Origin of the sequence: Paenibacillus sp. PSB04, from assembly GCF_025809195.1 — a bacterium.
GTDB classification, from domain to species: Bacteria; Bacillota; Bacilli; order Paenibacillales; family Paenibacillaceae; genus Paenibacillus_AQ; species Paenibacillus_AQ favisporus.
In genome coordinates, this window is the sequence record NZ_CP081301.1 from 1,612,716 (window position 1) to 1,633,410 (window position 20,695).

The following is a 20,695-nucleotide window of genomic DNA, read 5'->3' on the forward strand; positions in this document are numbered from 1 at the left end:
CAACATATGCATAATTTACTTCGGTTTTACACAATGGACGATTTGGATTGACATTCGCTTTTTATACTGGGGTTGTGTTTATGGGAGGTGAGCCGTCTGCTCAAGCTGCAGCATATTCGTAAACAATTCGACGAAAAGGTAGTTTTGGAAGACATCAGTCTCGAGATCGGCACGGGCGAAATTGTATCGCTCCTCGGCCCGAGTGGAAGCGGGAAGACGACCCTTCTCGGCATTATTCTCGGGTTAACCGATATGGATCAAGGCGAGATCCTGTTTAATGGCAACGACATCAGCCGGGTGCCTATGAACAAGCGCGGATTCAATATCGTGTTTCAGGATTATGCCCTGTTCCCGAATTTGAACGCTTACGACAATATCGTATACGGGCTTCGCAACAAGAAGGGCATCAGCAAGGAGGAGGTTCAGGAAACGATCGATTTTCTGGAGCTCGGGCCCCATCTGAAAAAAAGAATCAGCGAGCTGTCCGGGGGCCAGAAGCAGCGGGTGGCTTTGGCCCGAACGCTGGTCACCAAGCCGAAAATCCTGCTGCTGGACGAGCCGCTCAGCGCCCTCGACGGGGTGATCAAGGAATCGATCAAGCAGCGGATTCAGTCGATCGCGCGGGAGTTCAAGCTTACGACGATCATTGTGACTCACGATCCGGAAGAGGCGCTGACCCTGTCGGACAAAATTCTGATTATCAACCAGGGCCAAATCGCCCAATACGGCACGCCGCAGGACATCATCCAGCAGCCGGCGGATGCTTTCGTGGAACAGTTTATTATCCGGCAGCTGCAGATTAAACGGCAGAACATTTACCAGCTTTTTGGTACGGCCCATGCATAAAGTCAAGCCTGAAATGCGGGTGATCTTCATCCTGATCGTGCTGCTGTTCGCCGTGTTTCTGTTCATCCCGCTGGTGGTGCTGCTCATTCGCTCTTTGGAAAATGATCAGGGCTTTACGCTCACAAACTATACCGATGTGTGGAGCAACCGGGACCTGACCCGCTCCATTCTGAACAGCGTCAAAGTATCGGCGCTAACCGCACTCATCACGACGGTGCTCGGCTTTATTCTCGCTTATGGTATTCACTGTACCAACGTGTATCGGCCCATCAAGGGCGCAGTAAGAATATTGGTCGCGCTCCCGATGCTCCTGCCCACGATTACCTACGGATTCGCCATCATGTACTCCTTCGGCAACCAGGGGCTGATCACCCGGATTACGGGACGGAACTGGTTTGAAATTTACGGATTCAACGGACTGCTGCTCGGCTATGTCATTTACACGCTGCCGCCGGCCTTTCTGCTGATCTACAATGCGTTCCGCTACGTGGACCGGAAGTTCATCATCGTGTCCAGGCTGATGGGGGACGGCACGCTGCGCAGCTTCAAAAATACGGTGCTGCGGCCGCTGGCGGGAGCGCTGGGCGGCGCGTTGATCCTGTCGTTTATTTTGAGCTTTACCGATTTCGGGATTCCGGCGTCGGTCGGCGGCACCTACGAGGTCGTTGCAGGGCAATTGTACCAGGTGATGCTCGGCTCCATTCCGGATTTCAACCAGGGGGCGGTCGTTGCGATCGTCATGCTGATCCCGGCGGTGTTTGGCATCTGGCTGCTGCAGGCGCTGGAGAAGCTCAATTTCCACGCCGATAAAATGGCCGATACGCCGCTGCCCAAGCACCGTGTACGGGATACAGGCTTCGGAATTCTCTCCCTGTTGGTCGTGCTCGGCATGCTCTCTATCTTTGCGGTTATGTTTATCGCACCGTGGATGAATGGATATCCGTACGATCTCACGTTTACCTTCAAGCATGTGGCGAGTGTGCTGGAAGCCGGAGATCTCACAGGGGTGTACAAGCATTCGCTGTGGGTTGCGCTGCTGACGTCCGTCTTCGGCACCCTGGCTGCTTATGCCGCAGCGCTGCTCAATGTGCGTACGAACCTGCGGTGGCGGGGAATCACGGATACCATTTCGATGATCACCAACACGGTGCCGGGCATGGTGCTGGGGATTGCGTACCTGCTGTTTCTGAACGGGAGCAGTCTGAAGGGGACGTTTACGATTCTCGTGCTGTGCAACATCGTCCATCTGTTCACGACGCCATACCTGATGGCCAAAAACGCCCTTTCCCGGATGAACCCTTCCTGGGAAACGACCGGGGAACTGCTTGGAGACAGCTGGCTGCGGACCGTCCGGCGGGTGGTGCTGCCGAATTCGGCCGCCACGGTTATCGAAATGTTCGGGTACTTCTTCGTCAACGCGATGGTGACGATCAGCGGAATCATCTTTCTGGTATCGGCGCAGACGTCGGTGGTGGCGAGCAAAATCAAGGAACTGCAGCATTTCGCCAAGTTTAATGAAATTTTCGTGCTGTCCATGCTGATCTTCGCAACCAACCTGATGATCAAGGTGCTGTGCGAAATACTGCAGAGAAGGAGGGCGGTGCGGCGGTGAGCCCGGGGGTTGACCTTCGCCTAGCGGGATTAACTGCTGGTATTTCACGATTTCTTAGTATCGCTCTAGAAGGTTACATGGCTAGCTATGAGCACAGTCTACACTCGCATTGACATGGCTTTGAATTTGTTTTCACTATCATTCACTCTTTTCGCCAAGCCCAGCGGAGGGGCCGAAATCGGTTTGGAGAAGCGCAGCGATCGGAAACCCGATTCGGACCCGGAGCGGCCTCAGAAGGCACGCAAGCAGCAAGCCGGCATTACCATCATTTTATTTGAAGCGAGGGAATTTACCCATGTCCAAGTCCAAAACGTTCAAAGGCCTTCTGCTCACCCTGCTCGCCATCAGCCTCGTATTCGCTCTGGTCGGATGCAGCAGCAGTAAAGCGGAGGAATCCAAGAAGGTCGTCATCTACACCAACGGTGATGAAGAAGCGGTAGCCGCCATGGAGACCGCGCTGAAGAATGCCGGCTACGACGGCAAATACGTGCTGCAGTCACTCGGCACTTCCGAGCTCGGCGGAAAGCTGATGGCGGAGGGAAGCGATATCGAGGCCGATCTCATTACGATGAGCTCGTATTTTATCGACAGCTCCCAGAGCAAGTACCACATGTACAAGGACCTGTCTTTTACCACGAACGCCATGGATTCCTATCCGTCCTACTATACGCCGATTCTGGCCAATACCGGATCGATCTTCGTGAATACCGAGGTACTGAAGCAAAAAGGATTGGAGAAGCCGGCATCGATCAAGGATTTGACGAAGCCGGAATACAAAGGCCTGGTATCGATTCCGAACATTATGGACTCCTCCACCGGCTGGCTGCTCGTACAGGCCGTCATCACGCAGTATGGAGAAGAGGAAGGCAAGCAGGTGCTGCACGATCTGATCGCGAACGTCGGTCCGCATCTGGAGAGCTCGGGCTCCGGCCCGATCAAGAAGGTTGAAGCCGGCGAAGTTGCCGCAGGCTTCGGACTGCGCCACCAGGCGGTCAAAGCCAAGGCTTCGGGCGCGCCAATCGACTATGTCGACCCGTCGGAAGGCAACTTCTCGCTGACCGAATCGATCGCGGTCGTCGATAAGAAGAACGCCACGACCGACCTCGCCATGAAAATGGCCGAGATGATCATCAAGGATGCGCGCAAGGACCTGATCACGAACTATCCGGTCGCCCTCTACCAAGGGGAGACGGTCGAAGACATCAACAAGCCGGCCAAATCGATGAAGTTCGCCAAACCGCTGACAGTGGAGCTCCTTGAGGAGCACCAGAAGTTTTTTAACGATGCCAAATAACAAATGGCGACGACCCAAGAATGAACCCAATACACCGCAGGGAGTGACTTACCCATGAACCAATACAAGCTGTTAACCCCCGGGCCGCTGACCACGACCCGTACGGTGAAAGAGGAAATGCTCCTGGACCGCTGCACCTGGGACGATGACTATAAATCGATCACGCAGCGGATCCGGTCCCAATTGCTCGGCATCGCCGGCGCCGATCCCGCGGAATATACCGCCGTGCTGATGCAGGGAAGCGGCACGTTTGCGGTCGAATCGGTCATGACCTCGGCCATTTCCGACCAGGATAAGGTGCTGATCATCACGAACGGCGCCTACGGCGAGCGGATCGCCCAGATGGCGCGGTATATCGGCTTGAACTATGCGGAATATCGTATCGACTATGACCGGCATCCCGACGAATCGGAGCTTCGTGGCTTGCTTGAAGCCGATCCTTCCATTACCCATATCGCGATGGTTCACTGCGAGACGACGACAGGCATATTAAATCCGCTCGAAACCGTATCTGCGCTGTCCCAAGCCTACGGCAAAACGCTGATCATCGACGCCATGAGCAGCTTCGGCGGCATCGCCATCGATGTGCCGGGCCTCGGAATCGACTATTTGATCAGCAGCGCCAATAAATGCATTCAAGGCGTACCCGGCTTTGGGTTTGTCATTGCCAGACTGGAGAAGCTGAAGGAACTCCAAGGCACGGCGCGCAGCCTATCGCTGGATCTCTATGACCAGTGGAAGGGTATGGACATGGACGGCAAATGGCGGTTTACCTCGCCCACCCATGTCGTGGCGGCCTTTGCGAAGGCGCTTGACGAGCTGGCGGAGGAGGGCGGCGTAACGGCCCGGTTTGAACGCTACAGCCGGAACAACCGGCTGCTTCGCGACCGGCTGGCCGGCATCGGGCTGTACGCCTATATCGAGGAAGCGAAGCAGTCGCCGATCATTACGACGTTTTTGTTCCCTGAGGGGCAGCATTTCAGCTTTGCCGACTTTTACGCCTATGTGAAAGAAAGGGGCTTCGTCATCTACCCCGGCAAGCTGACGGACGTCGATACATTCCGCATCGGCAACATCGGGGAGATCTATGAGGAAGACATCGAGCAGTTGTGCGGTATAATCGAGGAATATATGGGAGGGATGAAGCGATGAACCGGATCGAGGGCGTGATTTTGGATTGGGCCGGAACGGCCGTGGACTTCGGCTGCTTTGCGCCGGTGAACGTCTTTGTCGATATTTTCAACCAAGCTGGCATTGAAGTTACGATGGAGGAAGCCAGAGCACCGATGGGCATGCTCAAAATCGACCACATCCGCGCGATGCTGTCCATGCCGAGGATTTCTGCTCTCTGGAAGGACAAGTACGGACGGGATTCCAGCGAAGAGGATGTGCACCGGCTGTACGCCGCGTTTGAGCCTGCGCTGATGGCCTCCCTGACCGAATATACGGATCCGATACCCGGCGTGATCGAGGCGGTGGAAGCGCTGCGGGCGGACGGACTGAAGATCGGCTCCACTACAGGGTATACGCGTTCCATGATGGACGTCGTCACTCAGGGCGCACGGGAAAAGGGGTATTCTCCCGACCATCTCGTCACCCCCGACGAAACGGGATCTTACGGGAGACCGTATCCTTACATGATTTACCGCAACATGGAGCATCTAAAGCTGTCCGCATCCTGGAAGGTGGTCAAGGCCGGCGATACGGCCTCCGATATCCAGGAAGGCATACAGGCCGGTGTATGGTCGATCGGCGTCGTCATCGGCAGCTCGGAGATGGGCTTAAGCCAGGAGGAATACGACCGCTTGTCCGCGGCCGAGCGGGCCGAGGCGATTGAGCGCACGAGACGGGCGTTCCTGGCGAACGGGGCCGATTTTACGATCGATACGCTGGCCGATCTGCCGGCCCTCATCGGAACGATCAACCAGATGTTGGCCAAAGGCGAACGTCCCGGCCAAGCACAGTGGCTGCAGACCGCAGAGCTTTAATCGCATACAGTGCAGCTGTTATCTAACCGCGCTTCGGCGCGGTTTTTTATATTGGCTTGCCCTGTTGAGTTCATGCAACCTCACAGTTGCTTATTGTTGACATGCAACCTCGGGGTTGCTTATAATGGGTTTATGAATTGGGACAAAGACGCTATATTCAAAGCTCTTGCCGACCCGACTCGACGGCTTATGTTAGACGAGCTATCCGAGCGTAACGAGCTGACGTTGTATGAACTTACGGTACGTCTCATTATGAAGCATGAGCTCTCCATTTCGCGGCAGGCGATTGCCAAACATCTTGCTGCATTGGAAGAGGCAGGGCTCGTCATGACAGAAAAGAAGGGAAAATATCGAGTCATTATTTTCAACAACGAGCCGCTTAAACATTTGCTGGAGGGATGGGTAGAGTAATGTAAAGGTGCCGATTGTAACGAGAGCACCCACACCAATTTCAAAGGAGGCACAAAGGATGAAAATCGTTGTGATCAGTATATTTGTATCAGACCAGGACCGGGCACTTCAGTTTTATTCAGAAAAGCTGGGGTTTGTTAAAAAGGAGGACGTTCCTGTCGGTGAATACAGGTGGATCACGCTTGTCTCTCCGGACGAGCAGAACGGCACCGAGCTCTTGCTCGAACCGAATAACCATCCTGCTGCCAAGGAGTATCAAACGAAGATATTTGCAGATGGCATCCCGGCAGCGATGTTTGGTGTGGAGGATATTCATACCGAGTATAAGCGGCTGTTGGAAAACGGAGTGAAGTTTACGATGGAGCCGACCCCAATGGGCGATCTTACGATAGCCGTCTTCGACGATACATGCGGCAACCTGATTCAGATTGTGCAGAAGTAAAACAGGAGGGCGGCTGAAGAAGCCCCTGCAATAATGTACTATCCGCCTGCCGGCCCCGCACCCTATAATGCTAAAAAACGACGGTGTGAGGAGTATCCAACATGAACATTGCTTCTTTTCTGCTGTACTGTGTCATTGTTACCTTTACGCCGGGGCCATCGAATATCGTCATTTTGGCGGCGGTCCGGCAGAAGGGCTTCAGGCAGGCGGCCAAATATATTGCCGGGGCTTCTATCGCTTACTCTTTGCTGGTGGCCGCTTCGGTCGTGGTGAACCGGGAGCTGGCTACGGGGATGCCCGTCGTTCTTACGGTGCTAAGGATCGCCGGCAGCTTGTTTATTCTGTACCTGGCATACCAGATTTACCGCATGGACGTGTCCAAGGCGGCAGCCAAGCAGACGGCGTCCTTTATGTCGGGATTTTGGATGCAGTTTCTGAACCCGAAAGTGGTGCTGTTCACCATTACCGTCATTCCCATTTACGTCATGCCCTATTATTCTTCAGGTTGGGTCTTGGCCCTGTTTGTGGGATTGGTCTCGCTGATCGGCGTTGCCGCCTATTTTTCCTGGGGGCTGTTCGGCACGCTGCTCAAGGGTATTCTGCAAAAATACCAAAAAATCTCGAATATCGTTTTCGCCCTGCTTCTGGTATACTCGGCCGTAATGGTATCCGGGATCACAGATATCGCGAGGGGGTGAGCGGAGGATGGAACGGTTCGAGTATAAGCAGGCGGCGGGCATTACCGCGCTGTCGGCGAGCATTGCCGATTTTACGTATAAAAAGCACTGCCACGAGGAGTACGCGCTCGGCGTCACCCTCCGCGGCGTACAGCAGTACGACCTGGAAGGGAGCCTGCAATCCTCCCACCGCAGCGGTGTGATGCTGTTTCATCCCGAGCAGACGCATGACGGCTGGTCGCAGGAACGCTCCGGCATCGATTATGTCATGCTCTACATTCACCCGGATCAATTCCTGGAGGCTTTGGGGAAAAAGGAAGTGCTCCGCTTTTCCGACCCTATCGTGTACGACGCGGGGCTGCGGCGCAGCATTCTCGATCTGTCCACCGCCATTGCCGGCGGCCAATCCGAGGATGTATGCAGTGAGCTGCTGTTTCGGGTTGCAGGCCACTTTTCGCAGGACACTTTGCGGCCGATGGACATCAAGGCCCCGTCGTTCACCCGCAAAGCCAAGGAGCGGATCCACGAGAACCTGGAGCATGTGCTTCGCCTGGACGAAATCAGTGGAGAGTTCGGGATGTCCAAATACCAGTTCATCCGGGCATTTAAGGCCAATACCGGGCTCTCACCCTACCAGTACTTCCTGAACTGCCGTCTGGAGCGGGCCCGGCAGCTGATTGAAAAGCACCGGGACATTTACCTGGCGGTGAGCAGCTGCGGGTTTGTGGATCTGGCCCATTTGAACCGCCATTACAAGCATGTGTACGGCACGACGGCATTCGAGTTTTTGTCTTACTTGGAGGGAAAGCTCTGACCTCGTTAGATTTGTTCTAATAAGTTCGTTATACGGCATGTCATCCGAAAGGATGGCATGCTTTTTTGCGTTTTGCGTTTTGCGTTGGAGACACCGGACTGGCTCCCGGATAGTGGTCCTGTCTGAAAGGGAGGTTCTTTCGTCATTTCCCATGGATCTTCGGATTGAACGGCTGCTTATTGGAGCGGAGTTTTAAAAGAAAACGTTATGGGCACAATGGAAGTCATGCAATGTTCATGATTATAGTATAGGGCACTAGGGTATATTAAAAGAGGACAGTCATTCTGAAGACGAAAAGGAGTGCTGGCATGATGAAAAAACAATGGCTTATGCTCATCGCCGCGGCCATGCTGGTGCTTGGAGGGTGCCAAAATAATGACTCCGCGTCGGAGCCGGCATCCGTGACCCCGTCGCAGCACGAGCAGGCAGCGGATGATTCGGACAAGAACATGGACCAGATGGACGAGATGCATCATTCCGGTTCCGGGGAAGTTCCCGCAGGGGTGAAAGAAGCGGCGAATCCGGCTTTCAAAGTAGGAAGCCGGGCGATCATCGAGGCCGGCCACATGAAAGGGATGAAGGGCGCCAAGGCTACCATTGTCGGTGCCTATGACACGACGGCCTATGCTGTCTCCTACACGCCGACAACCGGCGGGCCCAAGGTGACGAACCACAAGTGGGTAATCCACGAGGAGATCGAGAACGCCGGGGCCGAGCCGTTCAAGCCAGGGGACGAGGTCGTTCTGGAGGCGGACCATATGCCGGGAATGAAGGGCGCCAAGGCGACGATCGATTCCGCCGAGAAAACGACGGTGTATATGGTGGATTATGAGCCAACGACGGGCGGCGATCCGGTCAAAAACCATATGTGGGTTACGGGAAGCGAGCTGTCGGCTGCCAAATAACCTTCCCGAATACCTCCTATACCATCCAGGGCCACAAACAAGTGGCCCTTTGTTATTTTCCAGGCCGATGCTCGTAGAAGAATTTCTATTACGGATTCATCGCCCTTTTGCAATATTGGATAAGCATCGAAAATAAAAAAGCACCCTCTAAGGGTGCTCACGTAAATTTGGGGCGGATCCCCATCCCTATTTTCCGGAAAGGCTAATGAGTTACTCTCCGGAATATAAGCCGATACGGTTCCCGAGGGTCGACAGCCTCTTCGGCTTTTGGTCCAGCTCACCGGCCAAGACGGTCAGTGCTTCTTTGAGCTGCTGCTCATTCCAATACACATATGGGCTTTTCCACTGGCCCTCGACGGTCTGCATCTGGATTTGGTCCGGTTTCATTTTTTTGTAATTGAGGAGCCAACGTTCCATGTTCTTGGCGGGAATATCCGTCTGGACCTGTTCCCCGATAATGTCCAGCACCTGCCCCCATTGGCTGATGCCTTTAAATGAAGTGAGCTTGTCCAGGACCTGGTTCAGCACCTGCTGCTGACGCCGGTTCCGGTCAAAATCCGAAGACGGCGACGATCCGTCGTTGGACTTCCGGTAACGGACGAAGTCGAGCGCCTGTTTGCCGTCCAGATGCTGCATACCCTTGCGCAGATTGATATCCGTGCCGTCCGCCGTATCTTTGTAGCGCATGTCCATGTCGACGTCAACATCGACGCCGCCGACGGCATCGATGATCTGCCGGAATCCTTCAAAGTTGATCATAACCATATAATCGACCGGAATGTGGAACAAGTCGCCAAAGAACTCCTTCGTGTCGGCCATGGCCGCCTTTTTGTCCTTGATATAGTAATGGGCGTAATAGTAGTTGGCTTTGTGCGTCCCCAGCTGGGATTGGCTGATTTTTAAATCCCGGGGGATGGATATTAAGCTGGCCGATTTCTTTTCAGGATTCAGCGCCCCCAAAATCATCACATCGGTATTGATCGTTCCCCCGCTGCCTTCGCGGTTGTCGATTCCGGCGAGGAGAAAAGTCATCGGCTTCATGTCGGCCTCGGTTACGCTTTCAACCGGCGGTTCGCTGACGGCCTCCCCTTGTTCCTGCTGCTGGGACTGGGGTGCGTAATATTCGGCGGCAGCCGATATTTTATGTAAGGTTGATATCGCTTTATGATGCAAAAATCCAAGGAATCCGCCTACTCCGATCAGCAGGAGCGCGATTACAGCCGTGATGCTGAGCATCCACTTGCGGAGCCGGCTCATTTTCTTCTTTTTTTTGGAACGTGGTTGCATAACATCCTCCAATCCTATTCTATCAAAAAAAGCACTATACATATGTATACTATAATTATTACAAGCGAGCAACTTTACATAGGTTTCATTATACAATGTACAAAACTTAGCGTTGAATACAACCGGCAATGGACCTTCAACGGAAAGATGATTCGTTCTCTTGACAATCGGCATATTCTGGAATAAGATGGTTCCATAAATGACAGTAAGTACTGACAGTCATAAATGGCTTGGCATTGTTTAAAATAAAGGAGGAATGGAAATGGGAGATGATAAAATGGGCGGAAAACCGGTCGTGTGGGTTAATGCCTTTCAAGTGAAGCCGGGCAAGCTGGACGAATTCATGCGGATTCAGTCTGAGGAGCTGCGTTCTTTTGCAGAACAGGACACCGTAAACGGAGCGCTTGGGAGCCGCCTTCTGCGCGCATCCCATCGGGACCGGGCCATAGCCATTGCATTGTTCGAGAGTGTAGAGGCCCACCAATTCTGGCTTAAACAGGCGGATTTCTCAGCGCATTACGACAAGATCAAGGATCTGATCGAAGGGGCGGAAGGCGATTATTATACGGTTGAGGCCGCCTACGGGGCAACCATTGAGTAAACAAGGCGGGCGGCGAGAGCCGGGTGACGGGATGGCTGTGAGTGAGTACCTGTGAATGAAATGTACCCTGAATGACAGTAAGTACTAAGTACTTACTGTAACCTATGAATAAACTATTAATCTATTTATGAGCTACTACTCTATTTTGAATCATGGAAGGGGTTATGAAGTCATGATGAATATTGGAATTATTATTGGGAGTACCAGACCGGGACGCAACGGGGAGGCGATCGGCCGCTGGGTGCATGAAATCGCAAGCAGTCGGAGCGACGCCAGATTTGAACTGGTCGATATCGCGGATTACCGGCTGCCGCTGTTTGATGAGCCGATGTCACCGATTATGGGGCAGTACTCCAAGGAACATACGGTGGCATGGTCGAAGAAAATCGCCGAGTTTGACGGCTTCGTGTTCGTGACTCCCGAATACAACAAATCCATACCCGGAGCACTGAAGAACGCCATCGATTTCCTGTACCATGAATGGAACAACAAGGCGGCAGGCATTGTGGCTTATGGCGGCGGAGGAGGCTCGCGTGCAGCGGAGGCGCTTCGATTGATCCTTGGCGAGCTGATGGTAGCTGATGTTCGCGCACAGGTAGGGCTGTCCCTGCATACCGATTTTGAAAATTACACGGTTCTGAAGCCGGGCGCCCATCAGGAAGCGGCGGTTCATGCCATGCTGGATCAGCTTGTGTCCTGGAGCGAGGCGCTTCACACCGTTCGGCAGAAGGAGAAAGCCCACGCCTAAAAGGGCTCTCCATGTTATACTCTTTAAAGCCAATCCGGAGGATGATGCCGGGTTGGCTTTTTTTCTACTATATAATGGGGTTTGGAGCAGGGTGTCTATCCTCCGATCGAGTGTCCCTTGACAAGACGACCAGGGATCGTTAAGATTAGAATGAACGTTCTATCGTGATTTAAATTTCGAAAGCAGGCTGGAGGCTAAACCGATCATGTTTGAGAAATATAACAAAGTTCAGCAGGCAGTGCTGGAAACGACGCTGCGTATTATTATCGAAAAAGAGCTTCAGGCGACGTCGATGGCGCTGATCGCCAAGGAATCGGGCGTGTCTACCGGAAGCATTTATCATTATTTTTCAAGTAAGGAAGAAATTATAAACGAATTGTATCGAGCGATCGTTCTATACAACGGAGAGTATGTCACACGGGGGATGGACGCCAAGGAACCGATCCGGACCCGGTTTAACCGCGCCTGGGAGAAAGTGTTCCAAGTCAGCCTTACGCATCCGGAAGGTTTTCAGTTTATCGAACAGTATTCGTTCTCCCCGTATATTAACGATGCCGTCAAAAGGGAATCGTATGATGGCGGCTGGTGTAAGCCGATGGCGGCTCTGTACGCGAAAGCGATCGAATACCAGCTGTTCATTGAGCAGGAGCCGGCCATGATGGTGCAGATGCATTACGGCACGATGGCTTACCTGGTCAAAGGGCATTTACAAAAGCATTTTACGCTGACGGATGAAGTGATTGAAACGGTCATTAACTCCTGTTGGAAGTCGGTCGCCAAATAACGCCGCACCATAGGTGTGGTTTTTTCAGCCTGCTAGAATGAACGTTCAATATGGTAATCGAAAGGAGCTTATACAATGAGCAAAACGATATTAATTACCGGAACCAGCTCGGGTCTGGGTAAATTAACGGCCATCCATTTTGCGAAAATGGGCTGGAATGTAGCGGCAACGATGCGCACGCCGGAAAAAGAAACGGAACTGACGGCATACAGCAACATTCAACTGTTCAAAATGGATGTGACGGATGTAGACCAGGTTCAAACCGCCGCGAAGCAGGCGATCGATGCCTTCGGCACCATCGACGTTGTCGTTAACAACGCCGGGATGGGCACTTACGGGGCGCTTGAGCTGGCCGAAGAAGAGGCGATTGACTGGCAGTTTGCCGTAAACACACGGGGACCGATTAATGTGATCCGGGCGTTGCTGCCGCATTTTCGGGCGAACGGGGGAGGGATGTTCATCAATATCAGCTCCTTCATGGGCGTGACAAGCGCGGTTCCGCTGGGGTCCTTGTATAACATGTCCAAGTTTGCCCTTGAGGGACTGACGGAGGGCCTCTATTACGAACTGAAACCGCTGAATATCGAACTGAGGCTTGTGGAGCAGGGAGGATCGTCGGGGAACAACTTTATGAACAATATGGTCTGGAGCACGAATCCCGACATTCACGACTACGATGAGCTCACGGCCCGGCTGAAGAAGCGGTTGGAACAGCCGGAGGGGGCCGATGCGGATGATCCTCAAACGATCGTGGATGTCATTTCGGATCTGGCCACCGGCAAGAACAGGCAGTTCCGTACGCTCGTGGGGAATGCGGCCCATGAATTGATGCGTCTCAGACAGTCCGTGACGATTGAGGAATACTTGGAGACGATGCGAAAGACATTTTTGTAAAAATCGATCCCCCTGTTCAACGCATGCGGCATGTCATGTATAAACAAAACTGTACGGCTTTATTCCAACCAGATTAGAATGAACATTCTATCGGTAACAGCGGCCATTTCATATCTAAAAAAGATCAACTCCGGTGGGGTTGATCTTTTTCCTTTTCGCAAATGATAAGACATGATGATACCGGCTCGGGTTAGAACCATTTCTCAGCCCATTCTTCCACGGCTTGAAGCGCTCTGCCGAGTTCGGTTCCCTTGCGTGTCAGAGAATACTCCGTACGGATCGGCCGCTCGGTAATGACATTGCGGATAATGATCCCGTTATCCTCCAGCTCTTTAATGCGTTCGTTGAGCATGCGTTTGCTGAGATCAGGGATGTATGCATGAATTTCGCTAAAACGCTTTGGTTCCTCCATTAAGGTATGAACAATCAGGCTGACCCACTTCTTTCCCGTAATCTGGTGTGCGAGCTCGACCTTTTCGCATAAAAGCCTGGCGCGTTTCTCATCCATAGTGCTGACCCCCCTGTGTGCACTGGTTACTTAATATTAACAAGTTATGATCTCTGTCAGGATTCCCAAATCCAGCCGCCAATGGTCATACATTGCCATTATAATATCATAGAAAGCGCTGTCATCAAAGGGATTTTATTTCCGTTCATAATTTGGACAAGAATCTGTTGACTAATCGCTTAAATGGGTTTATGATTGCCAATGTGAATTCAACAGGTTATTAAAAGTAACCTTGTTGCAACGGATTTATCTGCCAGCATGCGCATGGTTTTTGGTGGGAATGGAATGGAGGAGTCATACGTGGACAACATGACATTTGTCTTGTTTGGAGGAACAGGGGACCTGGCAAAGAGAAAAATATACCCTGCACTCTACAATCTGTTTATAGATAAAAAGATGCCTGAAGCGTTCTCGATTATCGCCTTGGGCCGCAGAGAACAATCTAGTGCAGATTTTCAGCAAAACGTAGCGAAATCGCTGCAAACTTTTTCAAGAAGAACCGTAAACGATCCGGCCGCTTTGGAAGCTTTTCTCCAAACGATCCGGTATACCGTCCTTGATGCCAATCAAGTGGAGGATTACCATAAGCTGCGGAGCCTAGTAGAGTCGCGTGAACAGGAATTGAACATTCCTCAGAATCGCATGTTTTATCTCTCGGTGGCGCCGGAGTTTTTTGACGTGATCGCCTTAAATATTAAAGACAGCGGACTTGGTTCGACAAGCGGATGGAAACGTCTGATTATCGAAAAGCCTTTCGGACACGACCTGCAGTCTGCGCGCCATTTGAACGAGCAGCTGAGCAAAGCGTTTGATGAAAGCGAAGTGTACCGCATCGACCACTACCTCGGTAAGCCGATGGTGCAAAACCTGGAAATCCTCGAGTCTTCCAACCCGATTCTCAAAGCGCTGTGGTCCAACCATCACATTGCCAACGTCCAAATTACGGCAAGTGAGACCGTCGGCGTAGAAGAGAGAGCTGGATACTACGACAACTCGGGCGCAATCCGCGATATGGTGCAGAACCATTTGCTGCAAGTGCTGATGATGGTTAGTATGCGTCTTCCAGGCAGAGGCGATGCGAACGAAGTCCGCATGAAGAAGAAGAACGTTATGCAGTCCCTTCGTCCGCTGCAGAAGGAAGATATCGCGAAGAACGTGATTCGCGGCCAATATGCCGCCGGGCAAATGCAAGGAAAGCCGGTTCCCGGTTATCTCGATGAGCCTGGCGTTCCTGCGGGCTCGAAGAACGATACGTTTATCGCTACGCGCCTCTGGATCGATAACTACTTCTGGAGCGACGTTCCGTTCTATATTCGCACAGGCAAGAGAATGAAGGAAAAATCTACGCGGATCGTCATTGAATTTAAGGAGCCGTTGAAGGGACAAAATACCACCAACGATCCGAATCTTCTCGTGATTGAAATCAATCCGAACGAAGGCATCTTTATGCAATTGAACAAAAAGAATCCGCGGAACGATTCCAAGCTGGAGCCGATGCGCATTCACTTCCATGAAAATGGAAAGGACGTACCGGAAGCTTACGAAAACCTGATTTTCGATGCGGTTCGCGGGGATTCCACGTTCTTTGCCCATTGGGATGAAGTCGAATTGTCCTGGCAGTACGTGCAGCCGATTCTGGATGCTTTCGAGGAGGACAGCGTTCCGCTTCATCAGTATCCTGCAGGTTCGAACGGACCTGAAGCATCTGACCAGCTGCTGGCCGAGGACGGCTTCAAATGGTGGCTGGATACAGAGCCTGAAGTTGTGAAAGAAGAAGAGAAGGTACTTGTGGGTCAATCTTGATCCAGGTTGTAAACCATACTGGTAAAGGTTTCAATAAACAAAAATAGAGAAAATGCATGGTGTGGAGGGAATTATAATGAAAGTCGGATTGATTGGATTAGGCAAAATGGGTTTGAATTTGGGACAAAATTTGATGGATCATAATCACAGCGTCGTTGCGTTCGATTTGAACACAGCCGCTGTTGAAGACATGAAGAGCAAAGGCGCCGAAGGCGCTGCAAGCATCAAAGAGCTTGTGTCCAAGCTGGAAACGCCAAGAATCGTGTGGATCATGGTGCCTCACTCCGTTGTAGACTCGGTTCTTGACGAGCTGAAACCACTGTTGTCCAAAGGCGACATCGTGATCGAAGCCGGCAACTCGCACTACAAAGAGTCGATTGAAAGATACAATCAAATGAAGGAATTCGGCGTAAGCTACCTCGACGTAGGTACTTCCGGCGGTATGGAAGGCGCTCGTAACGGCGCTTGCTACATGGTCGGCGGAGATCAGGAAGCATGGGACATCGTTGAACCGATCTTCAAGGACACCGCTGTAGAGAACGGCTATCTGTATGCTGGCAAATCCGGCAGCGGCCACTTCCTGAAAATGGTGCATAACGGCGTCGAATACGGCTTTATGGCTGCTATCGGCGAAGGCTTTGAAGTATTGGAGAAGAGCGATTTCGATTTTGACTACGAAAAAGTGGCCCGCGTATGGAACAACGGCTCCGTTATCCGTTCCTGGCTGATGGAATTGACGGAAAAAGCCTTTGCCAAAGACGCGAACTTGGACGAAATTAAAGGAATTATGCAATCTTCCGGCGAAGGTAAATGGACTGTGGAAACAGCTCTTGACCTGCAGACCGCTACACCGGTTATCGCTTTGTCCCTGCTGATGCGTTACCGTTCCCTGGAGAACGATACGTTCACAGGTAAAGTAGTTGCCGCGCTCCGTAACGAATTTGGCGGCCATGCTGTAGTCAAGAACTAATCTAAATAAATAAGTTGAACTAATGAATAGGATGCAGGCAAGGGAGTAAAAGGATTCCGAAGAAGCGAAGCGTTCGTATTTGGCTTTCGGATTTCTACCTTAAATGGGCTCTGTTACAATCAAGAAATCCGAAAACAAGAGCGATCGTAGGAACATTTTGCGTACTTGCCCCATTATCCATTTTAATGGTTCAACTTATATAAAAGAAAAAATAAGTGGAGGTAGTGAAATCATGAAATTTTTCATCGACACTGCAAACCTGGACGACATTAAAAAAGCATATAAAATCGGCGTTCTTTCCGGCGTGACGACAAACCCTTCTCTGGTTGCCAAAGAAGGCGTGAAGTTCGAAGACCGCATCGAAGAAATTTTGAAGGCTGTTCCTGAAGTGGAATCCGTATCGGCAGAAGTTACTCCGGATGCGGAAACTGCGGAAGATATGATCGCGCAAGCCGATGAACTGATCAAAATCAACGGCGGAGACAAGAACATCACGATCAAGCTGCCAATGACGCTTGCTGGTCTTGAAGCTTGCCGTTACCTGACGAAAAAAGGCGTAAAAACGAACGTAACCCTGATCTTCACCGTGAACCAGGCTCTGCTGGCTGCACGCGCAGGCGCAACGTATGTATCCCCATTCCTGGGCCGCCTGGACGACATCTCGGAAGACGGCGTGCTGCTCGTAGCCAAAATCGCTGAGCTGTTCCGCGTTCATAACCTGGACACTCAAATCATCGCTGCTTCGGTTCGCCATCCAGACCACGTAACCCGCGTAGCGATGGCCGGTGCGCATATTGCTACCGTTCCATTCAGCGTCATCGCTCAACTGGTAAAACACCCGTTGACAGATCAAGGCATCGAGAAATTTGCTGCCGACTGGAAAAACGCAACGAAGTAATATTCAGCAGAGCAGCTGAATAAGTATATATTAGGATAAAAAGGCTTCCTTCCTGCCGGGCCGCGGCGGAGGGGGGCCTTTTTAGCTTATAGAAATGGATGTGCTCAATAGGCCTGCGCTAAAGGATCTGAATCAAAACCGGTGCAAACTCCCGCTAGTATGGGGAATTTAGCAATCGTGTAAACCGAAGGGAGCTGGTGTTGCCCAAAATTCAGTGTGTAAAATTTTTGTGATAAGTAAATTTTCCCTTTCTTGGGAGGGGTAAAGGGTGTATGATATTTCGTACCTAATAAGACGACTGAAAAGACAACAGAATTTGGAGGACTCATGGATACACTTCCAAAGGCAATCATGAACGCATTGGCGCAGCACGGCGTGGCAAGTGAAAGCGTGCTCTGCTGGCTGCTGTGCGACCGGGCCCTGGAGAACGGGTTCAGGGATACGTATGTACTTTTGACCCGTGAGGAGCTGTTGATCTTATCCCATGACCAGGCGCCAGCGCGGGAGAAGACATACAGCGGGTATGCGGCAAACAATCCATTGAAAGGGCTTTCCCCGGAAAAAGAGGCCGACTGGGAGCTGGAGGCGCTGAAGATTCGGGACATCGAATCGCTGAGCATCGTCAATCTGGTAGCCTCCGGCATGGTCGTCATCAAGGCACCGGAGGAGAGGGCCGTTGCCGCGTTCACGAACGGCGGCATGCGGAGCGCAGCCAGGCTGGCCAAAATTTTTGAGAAGCTGAAGAAAAGCGAAGAGCTCGGTCCGGAAGAGCTGCGGGACGACCAGGAGCGGGCCACATGCCCGAAATGCGGTATGATCTACCCCGAAGAGGGGCGCCAAGTTTGCCCCAAATGTATGAAGAAGCACGCCGTCTTCGGCAGGCTGCTGTCCTTTGCGGGCAAGTATAAAGTTTCAATGTTCTGGATCGTGCTGTTTATGCTGCTGAACTCGGCGGCGGGATTGGTCATTCCTTATTTTCAAGGTACGCTGCTGTTCGACCAGGCCTTGGGCGGCAAAGGCACGTTCGCAGGCCAAATCGGGCTGGTCATCGCACTTATTATCGTGTTCCGGACGCTCTCGCTGTTGTTTGGGGTCATCTTCGGCGTCATCAACGCCAAGATGGCGGCGAATATTGCCTTTGACCTGAAGTCGAGCGTGTTCCATGCCATGCAGCGGCTTTCCTTAAGCTTCTTTGAGAAGAAGCAGACGGGGCAGCTGATGACCCGCATCAACAATGATGCGACCGAACTGCAGTATTTTTTCGTTGACGGCATTTCGTATTTCGTGGTCAATGCCATGAATATCATCGGAATCGTCACCGTTCTGCTGATCATGGATTGGAAGCTGACCCTGCTGTGCCTGCTTCCTCTCCCCTTCGTGTTCCTGCTCGTCCGCAAAGTATTTCCCAAGCTGTGGAGGCTGTCCATCAGGCGGCATAAGCGTGTCAGCGCGATGAATGCCATCATCAGCGACACGATCCGCGGCACGCGGGTGGTGAAGGCATTCGGGAAGGAGCAGATGGAGAATGCCCGTTTTCAGCGGGCCAGCGGGGCTTTTTCCGATGCGGAGCAGTCTTTTAACAAAATGGGCGTAACCTTGTTTCCCGTATTGAACATTCTGACGCAGATTGGCGGCATTCTCATTTGGGCCTTTGGCGGCTGGAAGGTCATGCAGGGGGATTTTACGTTCGGTAAAGTGATGACCTTCATGAACTACATGCTCCTGTTGTACGGTCCGATCCAGTTTATGAACAATATTATGAACTGGTGGTCCTACTGTATGTCCGCGGCACAGCGGATTTTTGAAATCCATGACGCGGTGCCCGACGTGGTGGAAAAGCCGAACGCGATGCAGCTTACGGAAATGCAGGGCGAAATCCGCATATCGAACGTCACCTTCGGCTACGAGCCGAACAAGGCGATCCTGAAAGGGGTGTCGCTGCATGCAAGGCCCGGTCAAATGATTGGCGTCGTCGGGCACTCGGGGGCCGGGAAGTCGACGCTGGTCAACCTGATTCCGAGGCTGTATGACGTCAATGAAGGAGAGATCCGGATCGACGGTATCCCGATCAAGGATGTGTCCATGGCGTCCCTCCGGACGCATATCGGCATCGTATCCCAGGACGTCTATGTCATGTCCGGAAGCATCGCGGAAAATATCGCCTATGCCGATCCGGACTGCACCTTGGCCGACTTGATTCACGCTGCCAAAGTGGCCGGCGCACACGACTTCATCGAGAAGCTGCCGGACGGCTACGATACCATTGTCGGGACCGGAGGGCATAACCTGTCCGGGGGAGAGAAGCAGCGGCTCAGCATTGCCCGGGCCATTTTGCACAATCCGAAAATACTGATTCTGGATGAGGCCACCGCCTCGCTCGATACGAAGACCGAACTGCAAATCCAGGAGGCGCTCGATACGCTGATCAAGGGAAGAACGACGATTGCGATTGCGCACCGCTTGTCCACGTTAAGAAACGCCGACTATCTGGTCGTGCTGGAGCAAGGCAAGATCGTGGAGGAAGGAACGCATGAACAGCTGCTGGTGAAGGAAGGGGCTTATTACGACCTGGTCAAAAAGCATGACGAGGCGCTGAAGATGAATGAGGTGATTACGGCATGACGCTTAAGGATGTAAGTGTTAGCGAGATTCTCCGGCCCGAGGACGGCGGGAGCAGCCCCGGCCTCGCGGAGGCGGCACAAATCCGTTATTTGTCCCCGGGCGATACAGTGTTTACCCTGACGGAAGGCCATATGCTGAACGTGAAGGCGGGGGGCAAGGAGCACGCCGGAGTGTACGTGCACTGCTCTTTTCCGCATACGAATAAGCGGATCTACCTATCGATTCGAACCGTCGAGAATGAGGAGATCGGGATGATCCGCTCCCTGGACGAGTTCCCGGAGAAAACGCAGCGGATGCTGGAGGAGCAGGTGGAGCTGCGGTATTTTGCCCCTGAAATCTCGAAGGTTCTCTCCGTCAAAGAGGAGTTCGGATATTCGTATTGGGATGCGGAAACCACATCGGGGCGCTGCCGCTTCACGGTTCGCGGCGGCGGCGGGAGCGTCAAACTGATGACCGCAAACCGGCTGCTGATCGTGGATGTGGATGGCAACCGGTTTATCATCCCGCATCTGGACCGACTGAGCGACAAGGAATACAAGATGGTTGAGGTATGCATGTAGGTTGAACTTCGACGCCTGTCGATACAAGGAC

At 52.4% G+C, this 20,695-nt stretch carries 21 protein-coding genes; 19 read left to right on the plus strand and 2 right to left on the minus strand.

All coding sequences use genetic code 11. The annotated features are described in order from the left end of the window. Positions 1-96 precede the first annotated feature (96 nt). The 10 genes from K2F33_RS07805 (at position 97) to K2F33_RS07850 (ending at position 8,989) form a co-directional block, all read left to right on the plus strand. On the plus strand, positions 97-846 hold the full coding sequence (locus K2F33_RS07805; protein ID WP_263882305.1) for an ABC transporter ATP-binding protein: 750 nt from the start codon (positions 97-99) through the stop codon (positions 844-846). Beyond that, positions 839-2,458 (plus strand): ABC transporter permease, encoded by a 1,620-nt coding sequence (locus tag K2F33_RS07810; protein ID WP_263881361.1) that lies wholly within the window; start codon positions 839-841, stop codon positions 2,456-2,458. Before K2F33_RS07805 ends, K2F33_RS07810 begins: the two co-directional genes overlap by 8 nt. A 295-nt stretch (positions 2,459-2,753) precedes the next feature. After that, positions 2,754-3,752, plus strand: coding sequence for an extracellular solute-binding protein (locus K2F33_RS07815; RefSeq protein ID WP_263881362.1), 999 nt, complete (start codon positions 2,754-2,756; stop codon positions 3,750-3,752). A 54-nt stretch (positions 3,753-3,806) separates the two neighbouring features. Beyond that, positions 3,807-4,904, plus strand: coding sequence for a 2-aminoethylphosphonate--pyruvate transaminase (phnW, locus tag K2F33_RS07820; protein ID WP_263881363.1), 1,098 nt, complete (start codon positions 3,807-3,809; stop codon positions 4,902-4,904). Continuing rightward, entirely contained in the window at positions 4,901-5,740 is an 840-nt protein-coding gene (gene phnX / locus K2F33_RS07825) for a phosphonoacetaldehyde hydrolase (protein ID WP_263881364.1), read from the plus strand. The genes phnW and phnX overlap by 4 nt, the downstream gene beginning before the upstream one ends. Positions 5,741-5,872: 132 nt before the next feature. Continuing rightward, positions 5,873-6,151, plus strand: coding sequence for an ArsR/SmtB family transcription factor (locus K2F33_RS07830; RefSeq protein WP_076173094.1), 279 nt, complete (start codon positions 5,873-5,875; stop codon positions 6,149-6,151). 58 nt (positions 6,152-6,209) lie between these two features. Beyond that, positions 6,210-6,593: a VOC family protein gene (locus K2F33_RS07835; protein WP_263881365.1), complete on the plus strand. Its 384-nt coding sequence runs from the start codon at positions 6,210-6,212 to the stop codon at positions 6,591-6,593. Between the two features lie 101 nt (positions 6,594-6,694). After that, positions 6,695-7,291: a LysE family translocator gene (locus K2F33_RS07840; protein ID WP_076173092.1), complete on the plus strand. Its 597-nt coding sequence runs from the start codon at positions 6,695-6,697 to the stop codon at positions 7,289-7,291. A gap of 7 nt (positions 7,292-7,298) precedes the next feature. Next, the gene (locus K2F33_RS07845; protein WP_263881366.1) at positions 7,299-8,084 is read left to right on the plus strand and encodes an AraC family transcriptional regulator; all 786 of its coding nucleotides are present in this window, start codon (positions 7,299-7,301) and stop codon (positions 8,082-8,084) included. Between the two features lie 311 nt (positions 8,085-8,395). Next, a complete protein-coding gene (locus K2F33_RS07850; RefSeq protein ID WP_263882306.1) occupies positions 8,396-8,989 on the plus strand; it encodes a YdhK family protein in 594 nt (197 codons plus the stop codon). 210 nt (positions 8,990-9,199) lie between these two features. Here the strand turns inward: K2F33_RS07850 and K2F33_RS07855 are convergent, their stop codons facing one another. After that, entirely contained in the window at positions 9,200-10,276 is a 1,077-nt protein-coding gene (locus K2F33_RS07855) for an LCP family protein (RefSeq protein WP_076173090.1), read from the minus strand. Between the two features lie 262 nt (positions 10,277-10,538). Between K2F33_RS07855 and K2F33_RS07860 the strand changes: the two genes are divergently transcribed. The 4 genes from K2F33_RS07860 (at position 10,539) to K2F33_RS07875 (ending at position 13,303) form a co-directional block, all read left to right on the plus strand. Further along, positions 10,539-10,877 carry an antibiotic biosynthesis monooxygenase family protein gene (locus tag K2F33_RS07860; protein WP_263881367.1) on the plus strand — a complete coding sequence of 113 codons (339 nt, stop codon included), beginning with the start codon at positions 10,539-10,541 and terminating at the stop codon, positions 10,875-10,877. 172 nt (positions 10,878-11,049) lie between these two features. Further along, the gene (locus K2F33_RS07865) at positions 11,050-11,625 is read left to right on the plus strand and encodes an NADPH-dependent FMN reductase (RefSeq protein WP_116233033.1); all 576 of its coding nucleotides are present in this window, start codon (positions 11,050-11,052) and stop codon (positions 11,623-11,625) included. 205 nt (positions 11,626-11,830) lie between these two features. Continuing rightward, on the plus strand, positions 11,831-12,409 hold the full coding sequence (locus K2F33_RS07870; protein WP_076173087.1) for a TetR/AcrR family transcriptional regulator: 579 nt from the start codon (positions 11,831-11,833) through the stop codon (positions 12,407-12,409). Positions 12,410-12,484: 75 nt separating this feature from the next. Further along, a complete protein-coding gene (locus K2F33_RS07875) occupies positions 12,485-13,303 on the plus strand; it encodes an SDR family oxidoreductase (protein ID WP_263881368.1) in 819 nt (272 codons plus the stop codon). A gap of 190 nt (positions 13,304-13,493) precedes the next feature. On the opposite strand, the gene K2F33_RS07880 is transcribed toward K2F33_RS07875, so the two are convergent. Continuing rightward, positions 13,494-13,811: a winged helix-turn-helix transcriptional regulator gene (locus tag K2F33_RS07880; RefSeq protein ID WP_076173085.1), complete on the minus strand. Its 318-nt coding sequence runs from the start codon at positions 13,809-13,811 to the stop codon at positions 13,494-13,496. A 300-nt stretch (positions 13,812-14,111) separates the two neighbouring features. Here K2F33_RS07880 and zwf point away from each other — a divergent pair, with 300 nt between their 5' ends. The 5 genes from zwf (at position 14,112) to K2F33_RS07905 (ending at position 20,664) form a co-directional block, all read left to right on the plus strand. Next, a complete protein-coding gene (gene zwf / locus K2F33_RS07885; protein ID WP_116233160.1) occupies positions 14,112-15,614 on the plus strand; it encodes a glucose-6-phosphate dehydrogenase in 1,503 nt (500 codons plus the stop codon). Positions 15,615-15,690: 76 nt separating this feature from the next. Continuing rightward, positions 15,691-16,584 carry a phosphogluconate dehydrogenase (NAD(+)-dependent, decarboxylating) gene (gene gnd, locus K2F33_RS07890; RefSeq protein WP_076173084.1) on the plus strand — a complete coding sequence of 298 codons (894 nt, stop codon included), beginning with the start codon at positions 15,691-15,693 and terminating at the stop codon, positions 16,582-16,584. Between the two features lie 232 nt (positions 16,585-16,816). Then, on the plus strand, positions 16,817-17,482 hold the full coding sequence (fsa, locus tag K2F33_RS07895) for a fructose-6-phosphate aldolase (protein ID WP_076173083.1): 666 nt from the start codon (positions 16,817-16,819) through the stop codon (positions 17,480-17,482). 327 nt (positions 17,483-17,809) lie between these two features. Then, positions 17,810-20,104: an ABC transporter ATP-binding protein gene (locus K2F33_RS07900; protein WP_263881369.1), complete on the plus strand. Its 2,295-nt coding sequence runs from the start codon at positions 17,810-17,812 to the stop codon at positions 20,102-20,104. Then, positions 20,101-20,664, plus strand: a complete 564-nt coding sequence (locus K2F33_RS07905; RefSeq protein WP_089549332.1) for a DUF1854 domain-containing protein — start codon at positions 20,101-20,103, stop codon at positions 20,662-20,664. Before K2F33_RS07900 ends, K2F33_RS07905 begins: the two co-directional genes overlap by 4 nt. The last annotated feature ends 31 nt before the right edge of the window (positions 20,665-20,695 follow it).

Bases quoted from the DNA above. Each gene is read 5' to 3' on its own strand.
- K2F33_RS07810 (WP_263881361.1), top strand. From the start codon at position 839: ATGCATAAAGTCAAGCCTGAAATGCGGGTGATCTTCATCCTGATCGTG.
- K2F33_RS07815 (WP_263881362.1), top strand. From the start codon at position 2,754: ATGTCCAAGTCCAAAACGTTCAAAGGCCTTCTGCTCACCCTGCTCGCC.
- phnW (WP_263881363.1), top strand. From the start codon at position 3,807: ATGAACCAATACAAGCTGTTAACCCCCGGGCCGCTGACCACGACCCGT.
- phnX (WP_263881364.1), top strand. From the start codon at position 4,901: ATGAACCGGATCGAGGGCGTGATTTTGGATTGGGCCGGAACGGCCGTG.
- K2F33_RS07830 (WP_076173094.1), top strand. From the start codon at position 5,873: ATGAATTGGGACAAAGACGCTATATTCAAAGCTCTTGCCGACCCGACT.
- K2F33_RS07835 (WP_263881365.1), top strand. From the start codon at position 6,210: ATGAAAATCGTTGTGATCAGTATATTTGTATCAGACCAGGACCGGGCA.
- K2F33_RS07840 (WP_076173092.1), top strand. From the start codon at position 6,695: ATGAACATTGCTTCTTTTCTGCTGTACTGTGTCATTGTTACCTTTACG.
- K2F33_RS07845 (WP_263881366.1), top strand. From the start codon at position 7,299: ATGGAACGGTTCGAGTATAAGCAGGCGGCGGGCATTACCGCGCTGTCG.
- K2F33_RS07850 (WP_263882306.1), top strand. From the start codon at position 8,396: ATGAAAAAACAATGGCTTATGCTCATCGCCGCGGCCATGCTGGTGCTT.
- K2F33_RS07855 (WP_076173090.1), bottom strand. From the start codon at position 10,276: ATGCAACCACGTTCCAAAAAAAAGAAGAAAATGAGCCGGCTCCGCAAG.
- K2F33_RS07860 (WP_263881367.1), top strand. From the start codon at position 10,539: ATGGGAGATGATAAAATGGGCGGAAAACCGGTCGTGTGGGTTAATGCC.
- K2F33_RS07865 (WP_116233033.1), top strand. From the start codon at position 11,050: ATGATGAATATTGGAATTATTATTGGGAGTACCAGACCGGGACGCAAC.
- K2F33_RS07870 (WP_076173087.1), top strand. From the start codon at position 11,831: ATGTTTGAGAAATATAACAAAGTTCAGCAGGCAGTGCTGGAAACGACG.
- K2F33_RS07875 (WP_263881368.1), top strand. From the start codon at position 12,485: ATGAGCAAAACGATATTAATTACCGGAACCAGCTCGGGTCTGGGTAAA.
- K2F33_RS07880 (WP_076173085.1), bottom strand. From the start codon at position 13,811: ATGGATGAGAAACGCGCCAGGCTTTTATGCGAAAAGGTCGAGCTCGCA.
- gnd (WP_076173084.1), top strand. From the start codon at position 15,691: ATGAAAGTCGGATTGATTGGATTAGGCAAAATGGGTTTGAATTTGGGA.
- fsa (WP_076173083.1), top strand. From the start codon at position 16,817: ATGAAATTTTTCATCGACACTGCAAACCTGGACGACATTAAAAAAGCA.
- K2F33_RS07900 (WP_263881369.1), top strand. From the start codon at position 17,810: ATGGATACACTTCCAAAGGCAATCATGAACGCATTGGCGCAGCACGGC.
- K2F33_RS07905 (WP_089549332.1), top strand. From the start codon at position 20,101: ATGACGCTTAAGGATGTAAGTGTTAGCGAGATTCTCCGGCCCGAGGAC.